General features: G+C 55.2%; 17 protein-coding genes. 15 read left to right on the top strand and 2 right to left on the bottom strand.

Annotation, left to right across the window (positions count from 1 at the left end):
• From KQI26_RS14160 to KQI26_RS14190, 7 genes are all read left to right on the top strand, one after another.
• The coding region (locus tag KQI26_RS14160) for an integrase core domain-containing protein (protein ID WP_216502616.1) at nucleotides 1–309 on the top strand (309 nt) is incomplete at its 5' end.
• Nucleotides 310–372: 63 nt separating this feature from the next.
• Entirely contained in the window at nucleotides 373–1,470 is a 1,098-nt protein-coding gene (locus KQI26_RS14165) for a PTS transporter subunit IIC (protein ID WP_371744197.1), read from the top strand.
• Between the two features lie 100 nt (nucleotides 1,471–1,570).
• Nucleotides 1,571–2,449, top strand: coding sequence for a DegV family protein (locus tag KQI26_RS14170; RefSeq protein WP_216504917.1), 879 nt, complete (start codon nucleotides 1,571–1,573; stop codon nucleotides 2,447–2,449).
• A 23-nt stretch (nucleotides 2,450–2,472) separates the two neighbouring features.
• A complete protein-coding gene (locus tag KQI26_RS14175; protein WP_216504918.1) occupies nucleotides 2,473–3,129 on the top strand; it encodes a histidine phosphatase family protein in 657 nt (218 codons plus the stop codon).
• Nucleotides 3,130–3,443: 314 nt separating this feature from the next.
• On the top strand, nucleotides 3,444–4,733 hold the full coding sequence (gene larA, locus KQI26_RS14180; RefSeq protein WP_216504919.1) for a nickel-dependent lactate racemase: 1,290 nt from the start codon (nucleotides 3,444–3,446) through the stop codon (nucleotides 4,731–4,733).
• 144 nt (nucleotides 4,734–4,877) lie between these two features.
• Nucleotides 4,878–6,221, top strand: a complete 1,344-nt coding sequence (locus KQI26_RS14185; RefSeq protein WP_216504920.1) for a hemolysin family protein — start codon at nucleotides 4,878–4,880, stop codon at nucleotides 6,219–6,221.
• 72 nt (nucleotides 6,222–6,293) lie between these two features.
• Nucleotides 6,294–6,731, top strand: coding sequence for a MerR family transcriptional regulator (locus KQI26_RS14190; protein ID WP_118748173.1), 438 nt, complete (start codon nucleotides 6,294–6,296; stop codon nucleotides 6,729–6,731).
• 58 nt (nucleotides 6,732–6,789) lie between these two features.
• Here KQI26_RS14190 and KQI26_RS14195 read toward each other — a convergent pair whose 3' ends face one another.
• Nucleotides 6,790–7,227: a CBS domain-containing protein gene (locus KQI26_RS14195; RefSeq protein ID WP_118427904.1), complete on the bottom strand. Its 438-nt coding sequence runs from the start codon at nucleotides 7,225–7,227 to the stop codon at nucleotides 6,790–6,792.
• A 226-nt stretch (nucleotides 7,228–7,453) separates the two neighbouring features.
• Here KQI26_RS14195 and KQI26_RS14200 point away from each other — a divergent pair, with 226 nt between their 5' ends.
• The 4 genes from KQI26_RS14200 (at nucleotide 7,454) to KQI26_RS14215 (ending at nucleotide 11,151) form a co-directional block, all read left to right on the top strand.
• Entirely contained in the window at nucleotides 7,454–7,867 is a 414-nt protein-coding gene (locus KQI26_RS14200; protein ID WP_216504921.1) for a putative ABC transporter permease, read from the top strand.
• 35 nt (nucleotides 7,868–7,902) lie between these two features.
• Nucleotides 7,903–9,387 carry a glycerol kinase GlpK gene (gene glpK / locus KQI26_RS14205; RefSeq protein ID WP_216504928.1) on the top strand — a complete coding sequence of 495 codons (1,485 nt, stop codon included), beginning with the start codon at nucleotides 7,903–7,905 and terminating at the stop codon, nucleotides 9,385–9,387.
• A gap of 181 nt (nucleotides 9,388–9,568) precedes the next feature.
• Nucleotides 9,569–10,696, top strand: a complete 1,128-nt coding sequence (locus tag KQI26_RS14210) for a DUF362 domain-containing protein (RefSeq protein WP_216504922.1) — start codon at nucleotides 9,569–9,571, stop codon at nucleotides 10,694–10,696.
• A 251-nt stretch (nucleotides 10,697–10,947) separates the two neighbouring features.
• Entirely contained in the window at nucleotides 10,948–11,151 is a 204-nt protein-coding gene (locus KQI26_RS14215) for a hypothetical protein (RefSeq protein WP_118748176.1), read from the top strand.
• 301 nt (nucleotides 11,152–11,452) lie between these two features.
• Here the strand turns inward: KQI26_RS14215 and KQI26_RS14220 are convergent, their stop codons facing one another.
• The gene (locus KQI26_RS14220; RefSeq protein ID WP_216504923.1) at nucleotides 11,453–12,244 is read right to left on the bottom strand and encodes a hypothetical protein; all 792 of its coding nucleotides are present in this window, start codon (nucleotides 12,242–12,244) and stop codon (nucleotides 11,453–11,455) included.
• Between the two features lie 158 nt (nucleotides 12,245–12,402).
• Here KQI26_RS14220 and KQI26_RS14225 point away from each other — a divergent pair, with 158 nt between their 5' ends.
• From KQI26_RS14225 to KQI26_RS14240, 4 genes are all read left to right on the top strand, one after another.
• Nucleotides 12,403–13,275, top strand: a complete 873-nt coding sequence (locus tag KQI26_RS14225; protein WP_216504924.1) for a TIM barrel protein — start codon at nucleotides 12,403–12,405, stop codon at nucleotides 13,273–13,275.
• A gap of 69 nt (nucleotides 13,276–13,344) precedes the next feature.
• Nucleotides 13,345–14,424, top strand: a complete 1,080-nt coding sequence (locus tag KQI26_RS14230) for a Xaa-Pro peptidase family protein (protein ID WP_216504925.1) — start codon at nucleotides 13,345–13,347, stop codon at nucleotides 14,422–14,424.
• A gap of 136 nt (nucleotides 14,425–14,560) precedes the next feature.
• A complete protein-coding gene (efp, locus tag KQI26_RS14235; protein ID WP_118427912.1) occupies nucleotides 14,561–15,124 on the top strand; it encodes an elongation factor P in 564 nt (187 codons plus the stop codon).
• Between the two features lie 95 nt (nucleotides 15,125–15,219).
• Nucleotides 15,220–15,657: a CD1247 N-terminal domain-containing protein gene (locus KQI26_RS14240; protein ID WP_216504926.1), complete on the top strand. Its 438-nt coding sequence runs from the start codon at nucleotides 15,220–15,222 to the stop codon at nucleotides 15,655–15,657.
• Nucleotides 15,658–15,840: the final 183 nt, after the last annotated feature.

Below are 15,840 nucleotides of genomic sequence, written 5' to 3' on the forward strand. Positions count from 1 at the left end.
ACGGATAACGGCTTTGAGTTTACCAACCGCTTCTCCAACAGTAAGCGCGAGCTGCCGACGCTATTTGAAAAAACAGCCGCCGAACTGAATATCCGACATAAACTGATCCGTCCTTACACACCGCGCCACAACGGAAAGGTCGAGCGCAGCCACCGCGAGGATCAGAAACGCTTCTACTCTTGCCACTCGTTCTATTCCTTGGATGACTTTGCAAAGCAGCTTGCTGTCCACAACCGCCGCTCTAATAACTTGCCCATGAGACCCCTCCGCTGGATGTCTCCCGCTGAGTTCACTGTCCAATATGTTTGACAAACCTACACACAAATCAGGGAAGAAAAGCCGCCTTGCCTTGCATTCCCGGGAAGATATGGTATGATAAAAAGGCCTATCCCGGCAAAGGGATCGGGCCGAGAAGAACGAGAAAAGAAAGGCGGCAGCATGATGGCTGGACAGAAGAACGATTCGATTTTGGGGCGTATTTTCAAAAGGTATTTTGTGGATGCCATGGGCTCCATGGCTTTGGGACTGTTTTCTTCCCTGATCATCGGACTGATCATTTCTCAGCTGGCTCAGTTTTCCCCTTTTTCCTTTTTGGCGCCGGTGACCGAAGTACTGGGAGCCAAATCCCCGGTGATCGGTGCGGCCATCGGTGTGGCTATTGCCTATGGGTTGAAGGCCGATCCGCTGGTGATCTTTTCGGCGGCTTCCTGCGGCGCCATCGGCTATGCGGCCGGGGGAGGCAATGGCGGACCGGTGGGCGCATTCATCGCCGCCGTGGTGGGCGCCGAACTGGGACAGCTTCTGTCCAAGAAAACACCGGTGGATATCATCATCACCCCCTTTGTCACCATTGTCACTGGCGGCCTGGCCGGCGGCTTTGTGGGTCCGCATGTGCAGAGCTTTATGTATTGGCTGGGCAATCTGGTGAATGAAGCCACCACCTTGCAGCCGCTGCCCATGGGGATCATCGTGGGGATTGTGGTGGGCATGGTGCTCACTTTGCCCATCAGTTCGGCGGCTTTGTGTATCATGATGGATCTCAGCGGCCTGGCGGCCGGTGCGGCCGCCGCGGGATGCTGCGCCCAGATGATCGGCTTCGCCGTCATTTCCCTGCGGGAAAACGGAGTGGGCGGCCTTCTGAGCCAGGGTCTGGGCACTTCCATGCTCCAGGTGCCCAACATCATGCGCCATCCGCAGATCTGGATTGCTCCCACAGTGGCCAGCGGCCTGTGCGGCGCCATCAGCGCCGCCTTGCTGGGCATGACCAACAACGCTTCCGGCGCCGGTATGGGCACCAGCGGTCTGGTGGGGCAGTTTGGCGCGCTGGCCGTGATGGGTTACTCCACAAAAACCTTTTTGCTCATTGCGCTGGTCCATTTTGTCCTTCCTGCCCTTACGGCTTTGCTGGTGGACCGGCTGCTGCGCCGGATCGGCTGGGTCAAGGAAGGTTATATGAAACTCGACATATGAAGCTCTGTGTGGTAAAATAAAAAAGTATTTTATCAAAAAGACACATCCCCACGCCGGTGAAACACTGGAAAAGACCGGCGGGAGAGAGGAGAGAACGGAAATGGAATTGACTTATAAGATCTTTACCGATACCACCACCGACCTGACGCCGGAGTGGATGACAGAAAACAATGTGGGCTGGCTGGAGCACGGCATCGTCATTGACGGCAAGGAAATCAAGGACGATTTCGGCAAAACGGTGCCTCACAAAGAATTTTACCAGCGGCTGCGGGGCGGGTTGATGCCCACCACCACCCAGGTGGATATCCCCACCTTTACCAATGCCTATGAGCAGGCTCTTCAGCAAGGGCTGGATGTGATCTATATCGGTTTTTCTTCCAAGCTCAGCGGCACATTCAATACATCCCTCATGGTGGCTCAGGAGTTGATGGAGAAATACCCCGGCCGACGGGTGATTTCCTTTGATACGGCAGCCGCTGGTATCGGCCAGGGTATGATCGTTATGGAAGCGGCTCGCTTGCAGCAGCAGGGCATGAGCCTGGATGAGCTGGTGGATGAGGCGCTGCCCCGGCTGAAAAAGACCATCTGCCATTTCTTCACCGTGGATGATCTGAACCATCTGTACCGGGGCGGCCGGTTGTCCCGTTCCAGTGCATTCCTGGGCACACTCATGGGCATCAAACCGGTGCTGTATGTGAGTGATGAGGGAAAACTGGAGCCGCTGAGCAAGGTGCGGGGCCGCCGTCAGGCCATCGCCGAGCTGGCCCGGCTGGCCAAGGAGCATGTGACAAATCCTCAGGATCAGATCATCTATATTTGCCATGCTGACTGCCGGGAGGATGCCGATGAGCTGGCCCGCCTGGTGAAGGAGCAGATGAACCCCAAAGGGGTGGACATCCGCTTCCTGACCCCCATTATCGGCAACCATTCCGGACCGGGGACGCTGGCCGTCTTTGGCTTTGGTAACTCCCGCCTGTAAGGCGTAGGGTGAATCGTTGATTTATGACGACTTTGTATTTGATTCGCCACGGCACCACCAACAGCAATCTGGCCGGTGTGTTCCAGGGCAGTATGGATGTGCCTCTCAATGAAAGAGGGCTTTCTCAGGCTGCTCTTTTGGCCCGGCGCTTTGAAAAGGTGCATCTGGACAAAATTTATGTTTCCGCTTTGCAGCGGGCCCGGCAGACCGGTGAGGCTCTGGCCAAAGGCCGTGGGCTGGAAGTGCAGGTCATGCCCCTTCTCAATGAGATCGACTTGGGGGAGATGGAAGGCCATACCGGGCAGGAGTGCCGTCAGCTGTTTCCACAGGCCGTGCAGGATCTGGAGGAGAATACTGCTTGGTTTCAGGCTCCCGGCGGGGAGAGTACCCGCCAGGTCTATGACCGGATCACCTCGGCCATAAAGCAGATCGTAGCGGACAATCCCCAGGGCACCGTGGCCGTGGTTTCTCACGGCTTTACCATCCAGGTGTATCTGGCCGCCTTGTCCGGCCTGCCCTATGAGGAAATTCAGATGCGCTCTTTCATTGTGGGGAATACCGCAGTGAGCAAATTTGCGTTTGCACCCGGGCAACTGCCCAAGACAGAATATGTAAACGATCAGTCCCACCTTCCGGAAGAACTCCGTTTTGATCTGGCGGAGAATCAACCCAAGGGATAGGGGCCTTTTCCGGCAGCGTGTGCCGGGAAAACAGGGATCAAGAGGCCCCGGAAGGTTTCCGGGGCCTGAGCGTGTCGAAAAAGTGGCTTAGGCCACTTTTTCGAGTTTTTGCAAGGGGCTGTATGCACGCCTTTGGCGCACACTTGCCCCTTGAGAAGTGCAAAAAGCCACGCACAGGTCGCGGCTTTTTGCGGATTGATAGGGGTAGGGTGGACGCCCCTTTTCGTTATAGAGGTTTTTCGACAGTCTGAGGCCCCGGAAGGTTTCCGGGGCCTTTGTCGTAGGATATCGCAGGAAAAAAGGGAGAATTTGCCATGAAAAAGACGATCAGCCTGCCCTATGGGACGGGAGAGATTTCGGCTCAGGTGGAGGAAAGTCAGCTTTTGGGGATTGTGCAGAGCCAGCTGGAGGAATATGAGGCGGAGAAGAGTCCGAAAGAACTTCTGTGCCAGGCCATGGAGAATCCCATAGGCACATCCCGGCTGGAGGAGCTGGCCAAGGGGAAAAAGAAAGTGGTGGTTCTGTGCAGCGACCACACCCGCCCCGTGCCCAGCAAATTGATTTTGCCGCCCATGCTGGGGGCCATCCGCCGAGGCAATCCCCAGGCCGAGATCACGCTGCTCATCGCCACCGGATGCCATCGGGGCACTACCCGGCAGGAGCTTGTGAACAAGCTGGGGGCGGAGATGGCCGAAAAAGAGCATATTCTGATTCACGATTGTGCGGCGGAAGAGGATATGGTGGATCTGGGAATTTTGCCCTCCGGCGGACGGCTGCGAATCAACAAAGCAGCGGTGGAGGCCGATCTGCTGGTGGCCGAAGGGTTTATCGAACCCCACTTCTTTGCCGGTTTTTCCGGAGGGCGCAAAAGCGTGCTTCCCGGCATTGCGGCCAGGGAGACGGTATACGCCAATCACTGCTCTCAATTTATTGACGATCCTCATGCCCGGGCGGGGATTTTGGAAGGAAACCCCATTCATCGGGATATGGTGTGGGCAGCCCGCAAGGCGGGGCTGGCCTATATTGTCAATGTGGTGCTGGGCGGAAAGGGCCAGGTGATCGGGGCCTTTGCCGGAGATTTTGATGAGGCTCATCGGGCCGGTACGGAATTTTTGGCCTCTCTTTGCCAGAAGGAAGCGCCTGAGGCCGATATCGTGGTCACCAGCAACAATGGCTATCCTCTGGATCAGAACATCTATCAGGCGGTGAAGGGGATGTCCACCGCGGAAGTGGCCTGCCGGAAAGGCGGCGTCATCGTCATTGCCGCCCGGTGCGAGGATGGCAACGGCGGAGAAGTGTTCTGGCGCACCTTCCGGGAAGGAAAAGATCCCAAGGTCATCATGGATACTATCCTGGCCACGCCGCAGGATAAGACCCAGGCCGATCAGTGGCAATCCCAGGTCTTTGCCCGGGTGCTGATGAAATGCCGTGTGGTTTTGGTCAGTCAGGCTCCCGATGAGATGGTGCGGGATCTGCATATGACACCGGCCCACTCTCTGGAGGAAGGACTGCGTCTGGCCCAGGAGATGCTGGGGGAGCCTCAGGCTAAGATTCTGGTGGTGCCCCAGGGGATTTCCACCATCCTGCGCCCGCAGGCTCTGTAAGGAAGAATCCGGAAGATGGAAAATGCAGATGGGGAGTATTTGACGAACCGGCAAGGATATGGTAGATTAAAAATGGTATGTTTCGCCGCCGGATACACGGCGGGGCAAACAGACTAATATTATTATTTTTTGGAGGAACACAACATGGACCCGGACCCTGGCCCTATTGGGACACAGCTTTTGCTGCTGGCCCTTTTGACGATGGTGAACGCCTTTTTCGCTTGTGCGGAGATGGCCATCGTCTCGGTGAACAAAACCAAAATCGGTATTTTGGCTGATGAGGGTAGCAAAAAAGCCAAAATGGTGCAAAAGCTGATTCAGGAGCCCACACGCTTTCTATCCACCATTCAGGTGGCCATCACCCTGGCGGGATTCTTCTCCAGTGCCTCGGCGGCCACCGGTATTTCCGAAGTGCTGGGAGCTTATCTCCAGCGCCGCGGCATCCCCTATGGCAATCAGATCTCCTTTGTGGGGGTCACCGTGATCCTGGCCTTTATCACACTGGTATTCGGCGAACTGGTGCCCAAGCGCATCGCATTGCAGAAGGCCGAAAGCATCAGTATGTTTGTGGTAGGCCCGGTGGGTGTGGTGTCGGTGATCGCCTCTCCCTTTGTGAAATTGCTCAGCCTTTCCACCAATCTGGTGCTCCGCATCACCGGGATGCACCATGAACAGCTGGAAGAAAAGGTGAGCGAGGAAGAGATCCGCTCCATGATCGAAAGCGGCAAGGAGCATGGCGTCTTTAACGAAGCGGAACAGGATATGATCGAATCCATCTTTGAGTTCGATGATAAACTGGCCAGCGAAGTGATGACTTCCCGCACCGATGTGTATGCGGTGGACATCAACGAACCTTTGGAGAGCTATCTGGACGAAATGCTGGAGACCCGTCACTCCCGTGTGCCGGTGTACGATGAGGATATCGACAACATTGTGGGCGTGCTCTATATCAAGGATTTCCTGCTGGAAGCCCGGAAGGTGGGCTTTGAGAATGTGGATGTGAAAAAGCTGCTCCACCGTCCTTATTTTGTTCCGGAGACCCGGAATATCGACGAGCTGTTCCAGGATATGCAGCGGGCCAAGCAGTATATCGCGGTGCTCATCGATGAATACGGCGGCTTTTCCGGTATTGTCACCATGGAGGATCTGGCGGAAGAAGTCATGGGCCCCATCGAAGACCAGGGGGATGACGACGAACCCCGGATCATCAAGATTGATAACAGCACTTATATTCTGGAAGGCCTTGTCACCATCGACGATCTGAACGACGAGCTGGGCACAGAGATCGAAAGCGAAAACCACGATACCGTGTCTGGTTTGCTGATGGATGAGATCGGGACGATTCCGAAGGAAAATGACCGGCGTACCGTGCAGCTGGGGAATCTGACCTTCTCCATTCTGGAGATCCGGGAACGCCGCATTGAAAAGCTGAAACTGCAAGTAGATTGGACCACCCCTCAGGAGAATGAGGACGACGAGGAAGAATAACACAGCGCAGAAATAGGCCCCGGCTGTGTGCCGGGGCCTGTTTTAAAGTGCAGAAGAGCAGGAGGAAGGCTGATGTATTCCATACAAGAGACGGCGCGGATCACGGGTTTTTCCCCGTACACTCTGCGGTATTATGAGCGGCAGCAGGTTTTGCCGCCGGTGGCCCGAGACAGCGCCGGAAACCGGGATTATTCCCAGGAAGATATCCACTTGCTGGAGATCATCCGCTGTTTGAAAAACACCGGCATGCCGGTGAATGATATCGGAAAGTTCATCAGCCTTTGCCAAAAAGGGGACGGCACATTGCAGCAGCGTTTGCAGGTGCTGCTGGATCACAAATGCCATGTGCAGCAGAAGATCGCCCAGATGGAGGGAGAGCTGGAGCACATCGAAAAGAAGATCCGCTATTATGAGAAGGCCTGCCAGGCAGGCACAGAGCAGTTTTCCCAAACGGGCTGCTATGATGTGGGACGATGCGCCTGCGCCGGCGGCTGCGGCGGAAACCAGTAGTAATGATATGGCAAATAAAAAGGACGGCTTGGGCCGTCCTTTTTTGTTTGAGAAATTGCTATTGCTCCACACCGGCATTGGCCCGCACAGGGAGATTGTGCATGGTCTGGGCAAAATAGCGCATGATGTCCTTTCGGGTGATTAGGCCGATGAAGATGCCCCGGTCGTCGGTGACGGGGACAAAGTTCTGGTTGAGGGCCTTGATGATCAGATCTTCGATTTCGGTATCGGCGCTCACAGGCAGATTGTCCATGCGCCGGGGGATCTCCAGGATGGGTGTGTTTTCCGCTTCTTTGAAGTTGAGAGAATAGCGGTTTTTGATGGCCCACAGCAGATCGCCTTCGGTGATGGTGCCTACATATTTTCCCTCCCGGGTCAGGATGGGGACGGCGGAATAGCGGTGATACTCCATTTTTTCCAGCGTCTGACGCAGGGTGAAATCATCGTAGATGTAAGCAACCTTGCCCTTGGGCGTCAGAAAAAACAACAGATTCATGAGAGTCCAGATGCTCCTTTTATGTCACAATTTTTCTATTACAGCAAGGACCGGCCTTGCACAGCAAAGGCCGGGAGTTTTTTATCTTGCGCTATTATAGCATATTTCCCGGAATATTCCCCGAAAAGCTCGGTGAATAAATTGTGAATTTTGGAAACCCGCCGGGAAAATCCTCCATCTGTGTTTGGCCCTTTCCGGGAGATACTAGGAAAAAAGGAGGGCGACTATGAGAGGACTTAGAAAGCGGGGCCGTTTGTTTCTTGTGGGAGGCGTGGGGTATAGTTTGCTGGAAATAGGGTGGAGAAAACGCACTCATTGGACAATGGCGGCGGCCGGCGGTCTTTGCTTTTCTTTGCTCTATGATCTGTGCGGAAAGATGACAGGGCGCAGCCGGTGGGAAAAGTCCGTGGCCGGCAGCACGGTGATCACCGGGGTGGAATTTTTGGCTGGGTGTCTGATCAACTGGCGGCTGGGATGGGGTGTGTGGGATTATTCCTGTTTGCCGGGAAATGTGATGGGGCAGATCTGTTTGCCCTTTACTTTTTTGTGGTTTCTGCTCTGCCTCCCGGTGACGGCCTTGTGCGATGAGCTGCACCGCAGAGAGGGGCGTTGCACCCTTTCCCAGGCTGTGGTAAGATGATGAAAAAAGAATGTCCAACGGAAAAGGAGCAGGATATGGAAAAGTATATCATCGCACTGGACCAGGGTACCACCAGCTCTCGCTGCATTGTGTTTGACAGGGAGGAGCGCATCGTGGCCATGGCCCAGAAGGAGACCACCCAATTCTATCCCCAGGCTGGATGGGTGGAGCAGGACCCCATGGAGATCTATGCCACCATTTCCGGCATCATGAGTGAGGCTATGGCCCAGGGGAATATCCGGCCGGAGCAGGTGGAGGCCATCGGCATCACCAATCAGCGGGAAACCACCATCTTGTGGGACAAGGAGACCGGACAGCCGGTGTACAACGCCATTGTGTGGCAGTGCCGCCGTACGGCGGATTTCTGCCGTACGCTGAAAGAAGAGGGATTGGAAGACACGGTACGGGACAAAACCGGTCTTTTGATTGACGGCTATTTTTCCGCCACCAAGATCCGCTGGGTGCTGGACAATGTGCCCTCGGCCCGCCGTCTGGCCCAGGAGGGGAGACTGCTGTTCGGCACCGTGGACACCTGGCTTTTGTGGAAGCTTACCGGGGGCGCGGTACATAAAACCGACTATACCAACGCCTCCCGTACCATGCTGTACAATATCCACACTCTGGAGTGGGACGAAGAGCTGCTGAACATCCTGGACATTCCCCGGGAGATCCTGCCGGAAGTATGTGACAGCAGCGGGGTATTCGGCATGGCCCGGCTGGGGGATTGTATGGTGCCGGTGGCGGGCATTGCCGGAGATCAGCAGGCCGCTCTGTTCGGTCAGGCCTGTTTTGAAGAAGGAGATTGCAAAAACACCTATGGCACCGGATGCTTTTTGCTGATGAACACTGGCAAAAAAATCGCCCGCAGTCAAAGCGGCCTGGTGACTACCATTGCCTGCGGTCTGAATGGCCAGGTGACTTATGCTCTGGAGGGCAGCGTTTTTGCAGGCGGCAGCGTGGTTCAGTGGCTGCGGGATGAGATGCGTTTTATTGTGGAAGCGCCCGACAGCGAGTATTTTGCCTCCAAAACACCGGACAATGGCGGCGTCTATTTCGTTCCCGCTTTCACCGGTCTGGGAGCCCCCTATTGGGATATGTATGCCCGGGGCGCTATTTTAGGCCTGACCCGGGGCACCAGCCGGAACCATATCATCCGGGCAGCGCTGGAGGCCATTGCCTACCAGTCCAATGATGTGCTGCAGGCCACCGCACAGGACAGCGGCCTGCCTTTGCGGGAGCTGCGGGTGGATGGCGGAGCCAGCCGCAACGGCTTTTTGATGCAGTTCCAGGCAGATATTTCCGATATCGATGTGATCCGTCCCAAGAACACCGAAACCACCGCTTTGGGCGCGGCCTACCTGGCCGGTCTGGCCACCGGAGCGTGGAAGAGCATGGCGGAGATCAAACGGCACAAGCCCATCGATCAGGTTTACCATGCCGCCATGAAAGCGGAGTGCAGACGCAAGAATCTGGAGGGCTGGAACAGCGCCGTGGGACGGGTTCTCACCCAGCCCAGATAAAAATGGGAAAAGAGCTTGACTTGGAGCACGCTCCAGGTTGTATGATAAAAAAACTCTCCAGTCTGTTTGTTGCGGAGAAAATCCAACCGTGATATACTGGAAAAAAGCCCTTTCGTTCCGCTGTTCCGGGCAGGGACGGCGAAAGGGACATCTGTGTGAGCAAAGGAAAAGGTGAAGTACAGTGGAAAAAGCAAAGGTTTATTTTACGGACATGCGTGCCCTTCCTGGCACCAATCTTCTGATGAAGCTGAAAAAGCTGATGTATGCCGCCGGCATGAACCAGATCGATTTTGACGGCAAGTTTGCCGCCATCAAGATCCATTTCGGTGAGCCGGGCAACCTGTCTTTCTTGCGCCCCAATTTCAGCAAAGTGGTGGCGGATACCGTTAAAGAGCTGGGCGGCAAGCCCTTCCTCACCGACTGCAACACCCTTTATGTGGGCCAGCGGAAAAACGCTCTGGATCATATCGATGCCGCTTATGAAAACGGCTATACTCCCTTCTCCACCGGCTGCCATGTGATCATTGCCGACGGCCTGAAGGGTACCGACGACATCGAAGTACCTGTCAACGGCGGCGAGTACTGCAAGACGGCCTACATCGGCCGGGCCATCATGGACGCCGATGTGTTCATTTCCCTCACCCACTTCAAGGGCCATGAGATGACCGGTTTCGGCGGCGCTCTGAAGAACATCGGCATGGGCTGCGGCTCCCGGGCCGGTAAGATGGCTATGCACCGGGACGGCAAGCCCTCTGTGGACCCTGAACTGTGCCGTGGCTGCCATACCTGCGCCAAAAACTGCGCCAACAGCGCCATTACATTTGATGAGAATCACAAGGCCCATATCAACCACGACAACTGCGTGGGCTGCGGTCGCTGCATCGGCGCCTGCAATTATGACGCCATTTCCAACACCAATGGCAGCGCTCTGGACGATCTGAACTGCAAGATGGCCGAGTATGCCAAGGCCGTGGTGGATGGACGCCCCTGCTTCCATATCAGCATCGTCAACCAGGTTTCTCCCTATTGCGATTGCCATGGCGAGAACGACACCGCCATCATCCCCGATGTGGGTATGTTTGCTTCCTTTGATCCGGTGGCTCTGGATCAGGCCTGCGCCGACGCCTGCAACGCTGCACCGGTGATCCCCGGCAGCCTGCTGGACGACCGGCTCCATGAGCATGATCATCAGGATCATCATGACCACTTTACCGATGTGCATCCCACCACCAACTGGAAGAGCTGCCTGGATCACGCGGAAAAGCTGGGTATTGGCACTAAGGAATACGAACTGGTGAAGATCGACTAAGTTTTTGTGTTATCCCATCAGCCAATTTCAAAACAGGGTTTGCCTTATGGCAGGCCCTGTTTTTTCTTTTCCCAAAGAGAAAAAAGGACAAGGAGACCAGTAGCCAACCGGAGAGGCGGGCATAGAATGGTATTGTGAAGCGGCTGAGAGATGAACGGCAGACAAAAACAGCGCGAGACCAAAAAGCCGGAACATTTCAAGGGGCTTCGAAATACTCTGGAGTGAGAATTCTTTTTGGGAGGTAACTTTTTATGGGTTGCAACAACAACTGTAACTGCGGATGCGGCAACAATGGCAGAGGGTTCTTCTTCGACGGCTGCGAGACTTTCTGGATCGTGGTGATCATCGCCATCGTCATCATCTGGGTACATTATTACGGTTCGTGCCAAGGCGGCTGCTGCAACGGCTGCTATGGGAACAATATGCCGGACTGCGGCAACAACTGCTGCTGCTAACATACCGCAACAAATGCCCCGCCCTTTATAAGGCGGGGCATTTGGAGCGTGTCGAAAAAGTGGCTTAGGCCACTTTTTCGAGTTTTTGCAAGGGGCTGGCGGAGTGCCTCCGCTCCCATACTGCGCTCCCGCGCTGGGCAGGTCCGATGCAGAAAGGCAAAGAAAGTATGGCCGTCCGGCCACCGGGCCAGCGGGGCGCCCCGCCCTTGAGAAGTGCAAAAAGCCACGCACAGGTCGCGGCTTTTTGCGGATTGATAGGGGTAGGACAAACAGTTCCCTCTAGCCAGATAAGTTATTTGTATTATAAGAAGGCGTCCGGAGAAGGAGCCAAGAAGGTGCGGCACAACGGGCCAAAGTCCCGGTAGAGCACAAAGGCAGCTCCCAACCCCATCCGTCGGGCCCGGTTCAGTTTGGAAGATACGGTGGAGGGGTCGTCATACAGCACAAAATAGGTTTCCTGGCCCTGGCGGTAGGTAAAATAGCGGGCACATAGTTCCTGAGAGAAAAAGCTCACCGGCTCATATTCCCGCTGGAGACGGAAAAACATCTGGGCGGACAGTGACTCTCCCTGATGATCCCGGGTCGGCATGGAAAAGCGGCGGCATTGCCGTACCACATCCAGGGCCAGACGGTGAACCGGATACCGGCGGCAGTATTGCTCCAGCATATCATCGAAGCTTCCTTCATAGAGAGTGGAAGGCAGAAGATAACAGGCATTGGGCGCCAGGGAGGCCAGCTTTATGGGCACATAATAGGGAATGTTCCATTGATCCAGAAGGGGAGAGAGGGAGGAAACCAGTTCCTCTGCGGCCGGGCCTTGGGCATCCAAAACCACGCCGGAAAAACGGCGGCGGGAACATTCTTCCCGGATCTGCCGGATCAGGCGGCCTGCATCCAGAGAAAGGGGCGGCGTGAGCCCTTTGTCGTAAAAACCCAGCAGGCCGCCGAGGCTCTGGGAGTCCGGTCCGTCCCGGCGCAGCCGGCCTTGCTCTCCCAGGGTGTAGGCCAGGTGGAGACAGGGCATGGACAAGGCGGCCGCAGGGGAAAGATCCTCTCCGGCCGCCACGATGTAAACGGGCGTTTGTGTCAACATAAAATAGCTTCCCCCTTGTTATTTGCCCATAAAATGTGATACTATCCTTATGAAGAAAACATTTGCGAAAAGCATCCCGGTGGATGGGGACGAGACTTCCCTTGGCGTATTTTTATGCGGAGGAAATGGGAAAGATACCGGGGAGAAAAGAGGAAAATATGATCAGATTTGGTCCGGCGGGAAACAGTGATTCCTTCCGCCAAAAGTATAAATCATCCACGGCTGCACCGGGGTGGCTGAAGGAAATGGGCCTGCAGCTTCTGGAGTACCAGTGCGGCCGGGGCGTGAACCTGGGAGAGGAAACCGGGCGGGCCATCGGACAGAGTGCCCAGGAAGCTGGTATTGGGATGTCGGTGCATTCTCCTTATTTTATCAATTTGTCCAGCGGGGAAGCAGAGCGGCGGGAAAAGAATGTGGGTTACATTCTGCAAAGCTGCCAGGCGGCTCATTGGCTGGGAGCCGACCGGGTGGTGGTCCACTGCGGCGGCCTTTCCAAGCTGACCCGGGAAGAGGCGCTGCAAAACACTCTTACAGGCCTCCGGGAGATTCTCCGGCGGATGGAGCAAGAAGGTTGCGGCGATGTTACCCTGTGTGTGGAGACCATGGGCAAGCAGAATGTGATGGGTACACTGAAGGAAGTGGCGGCCATCTGTCAGATGGATGAACGGCTGCTGCCCTGTATTGATTTCGGGCATTTGAACGCCCGGGAGCAGGGAAGCCTCCGATGTGCAGAAGATCATGTGAAACTGCTGGAATATTTGATCTCCCAGCTGGGGAAGGATCGGATGCGCCACTTCCATGTCCATTTCAGCCACATTGAATATGGCAAAGGGGGAGAGGTGCGGCACCTGACTTTTGAGGATACGGAATATGGACCCTGGTTCGACGATTGCGTTCAGGCGCTTCTGGCTCTGGATCTGCATCCTCGGGTGATCTGTGAATCGGCAGGGACCCAGGCGGAAGATGCGCTTCTGATGCAGCAGATCTATCAGGCCCGGGCCCGGGGAGAAGAACCGGCCATACGGGCGTAGAATGGTAGAATGTTTGAAATCAAGGATATCATTACGGGGATATCATTACGGGAAAGTGAGGAATGATATATGGAACAGACAAGATTGGAAAAAATCGCAGCAATGGTGAAAAAGATGCCGGTGGAAGCGGTGCTCATCACATCGCCGGTCAACCGGCAGTACGCCACTACCTTTCCTTCCAGCGCCGGGGCCTGCCTGGTCACAGAGCAGGGGGATGGGTATTTCTTCACCGACTTCCGTTACATTGAAGCGGCGGAGAAAGCGGCGGCGCCCCAGGGGTATCAGGTGCAGATGGTGACAGGCGGGGATTATATGACCCCTCTGGCCGCTTTGCTGAAAAAGCACCAGGTAAAGACCCTGGGGTATGAGGACCGGCGGATGTCGGTGTCGGCCTATCATCAGTATGAGCAGGCTTTGCCCTGCCGTCTGACTCCTCTGGGCGGACGGCTGGAAGAAGTGCGCCAGGTGAAGGAAGAAGGGGAAGTGGAGTGCATTGTCATCGCCCAGCGGATGGCCGAGGCTGCCTTTGAGGAGCTGCTGCCCATGATCCGCCCGGGCGTGACGGAAAAGCAGCTTGCAGCAGAGCTGAATTATCGGATGCTCTGCCATGGCGCCGAGGGGATGAGCTTTGATATCATCGCCGTCAGCGGTCCCAATTCCTCTATGCCTCACGGCGTTCCGGGAGAACGGCAGGTGCAGAAGGGAGATTTCATCACTTTTGACTTTGGGGCCCTCTACAAAGGCTATCACTCCGACATGACCCGTACTGTGGCAGTGGGAGAGGTCAGCGAAGAAATGCGCCAGGTGTATGACACGGTGCTGCGGGCCAATGTTGCCTGCTGCCAGGAGATGAAAGCCGGGTGCATCGGCGGGGATATCCATCAGTTGGCTCTGGATATCATCAGCAAAGAAGGATATGGGGAGTATTTCCAGCATGGATTGGGTCATAGCGTGGGCCTGGAGATCCATGAAGATCCCCGGGCCAGCCTGAATGGAACGGCCAAGCTGGAGTGCGGCAATGTGCTCACGGTGGAGCCGGGCATTTATCTGCCGGGGAAATTTGGCGTACGCATTGAAGATATGATCTGGCTCAGCCCCGACGGTCCCAAAAATCTCACCAACGCCCCCAAGGAACTTCTGATTTTGTAGCTTTTTCTATGGGAAAAGAAAGTTCTTTTGAGAAAGTTATGAAAAAACCACAGCATTTACATTGAAATGCTTGCAAAATCCGGCATAGTAGGATAGAATGTCTCTGTTAAAATATTGATACAATGGAGGAGCACGAATGATTTCAGCAGGCGATTTTAGAAATGGCGCAACTTTTGAATTGGACGGGCAGGTTCTGCAGGTTGTGGAATTCCAGCATGTAAAGCCCGGCAAAGGTGCCGCTTTTGTCCGTACAAAGTGCAAGAATGTGATCACCGGGGCCGTGGTGGAGCGTACCTTCAGCCCCACCGATAAGTTTGAGCAGGCCTTCGTGGAGCGCCGGGATATGCAGTATCTCTACAACGACGGCGATCTGTATTACTTCATGGACACTGAGACCTATGATCAGATGCCCATCAACGCCGACAAGCTGGGCGACAACTTCAAGTTTGTCAAGGAGAACATGATCGTCAAGGTGCTGTCCTACAAGGGCAATGTCTTCGGCGTGGAGCCTCCTCTTTTTGTGGACCTGGTCATCACCGAGACCGATCCTGGCTTCAAGGGCGATACCGCCACCAACACAACCAAGCCCGCCACTCTGGAAACCGGTGCCGTGGTCAAAGTGCCGCTGTTTATCGACAACGGTGAGAAGATCCGCATCGATACCAGAACTGGCGAATATCTGGAGAGATCCAAGGAATAATTCCATTTTATGAGCTTTCCCTTCCGCAGAGCCGGCGGCCGCCCAGGGGAGAGTCTCAAAACCATGCGCGGCTGCCGGAGAAATGGGTGGTTATTATGACACTGACAGAAAAAACAGCCTATCTGAAGGGTCTGATGGAAGGCCTGAACCTGAAAAAGGATTCCGACGAGGGCAAACTGTTTAACGCCATCATCGATACCCTGGACGATCTGGCCATGACGGTCTCCGATATGGACGAAGAGCTGGATGTCATCAACGAAGAGCTGGATGCTGTGGGCGAGGAGCTCACCGATCTGGAAGAGGATATCTATGCCGATGAGGACGAGCTGGAGGATGAGGAAGACGACGATGATGATATTTACAGCGTAGTCTGCCCTACCTGCGCTGAGGAAATCTATCTGGACGAATCCCTGCTGGATCAGGGCGGCATCAAGTGCCCGGCCTGCGGCGAAGAGCTGGAATTTGATTTCGGCGAGGACGAGTGCGACTGCGGCGATTGTGGCTGCGATTGTGAGCACGAAGAGGAGAAATAACATCCTCTTTCTCTATAAAAGGAGAGGCGGGACGCAGGCCCTGCCTCTCCTTTTTTGCCCCTGGAAAAAGAAAAGCAAAAAAGATGGAGAAAAGTGTTGACAAAAGGAGAAAAAAGCGATATACTAACCAAGCTGTCCCGCGAGGGACGGTGAGGATCGGAAAACTGGTCAAGAACTTCGAAA

The organism is Intestinimonas sp. MSJ-38 (assembly GCF_018917925.1).
In the GTDB taxonomy this organism is placed as follows: Bacteria; Bacillota; Clostridia; order Oscillospirales; family Butyricicoccaceae; genus Pseudobutyricicoccus.

Excerpts from the sequence above, each read along its gene's own strand:
- KQI26_RS14230 (WP_216504925.1), top strand. The coding sequence starts at position 13,345 with ATGGAACAGACAAGATTGGAAAAAATCGCAGCAATGGTGAAAAAGATG.
- efp (WP_118427912.1), top strand. The coding sequence starts at position 14,561 with ATGATTTCAGCAGGCGATTTTAGAAATGGCGCAACTTTTGAATTGGAC.
- glpK (WP_216504928.1), top strand. The coding sequence starts at position 7,903 with ATGGAAAAGTATATCATCGCACTGGACCAGGGTACCACCAGCTCTCGC.
- KQI26_RS14200 (WP_216504921.1), top strand. The coding sequence starts at position 7,454 with ATGAGAGGACTTAGAAAGCGGGGCCGTTTGTTTCTTGTGGGAGGCGTG.
- KQI26_RS14220 (WP_216504923.1), bottom strand. The coding sequence starts at position 12,244 with ATGTTGACACAAACGCCCGTTTACATCGTGGCGGCCGGAGAGGATCTT.
- KQI26_RS14165 (WP_371744197.1), top strand. The coding sequence starts at position 373 with ATGATAAAAAGGCCTATCCCGGCAAAGGGATCGGGCCGAGAAGAACGA.
- KQI26_RS14175 (WP_216504918.1), top strand. The coding sequence starts at position 2,473 with ATGACGACTTTGTATTTGATTCGCCACGGCACCACCAACAGCAATCTG.
- KQI26_RS14185 (WP_216504920.1), top strand. The coding sequence starts at position 4,878 with ATGGACCCGGACCCTGGCCCTATTGGGACACAGCTTTTGCTGCTGGCC.
- KQI26_RS14190 (WP_118748173.1), top strand. The coding sequence starts at position 6,294 with ATGTATTCCATACAAGAGACGGCGCGGATCACGGGTTTTTCCCCGTAC.
- KQI26_RS14225 (WP_216504924.1), top strand. The coding sequence starts at position 12,403 with ATGATCAGATTTGGTCCGGCGGGAAACAGTGATTCCTTCCGCCAAAAG.
- KQI26_RS14215 (WP_118748176.1), top strand. The coding sequence starts at position 10,948 with ATGGGTTGCAACAACAACTGTAACTGCGGATGCGGCAACAATGGCAGA.
- KQI26_RS14240 (WP_216504926.1), top strand. The coding sequence starts at position 15,220 with ATGACACTGACAGAAAAAACAGCCTATCTGAAGGGTCTGATGGAAGGC.
- KQI26_RS14195 (WP_118427904.1), bottom strand. The coding sequence starts at position 7,227 with ATGAATCTGTTGTTTTTTCTGACGCCCAAGGGCAAGGTTGCTTACATC.
- larA (WP_216504919.1), top strand. The coding sequence starts at position 3,444 with ATGAAAAAGACGATCAGCCTGCCCTATGGGACGGGAGAGATTTCGGCT.
- KQI26_RS14170 (WP_216504917.1), top strand. The coding sequence starts at position 1,571 with ATGGAATTGACTTATAAGATCTTTACCGATACCACCACCGACCTGACG.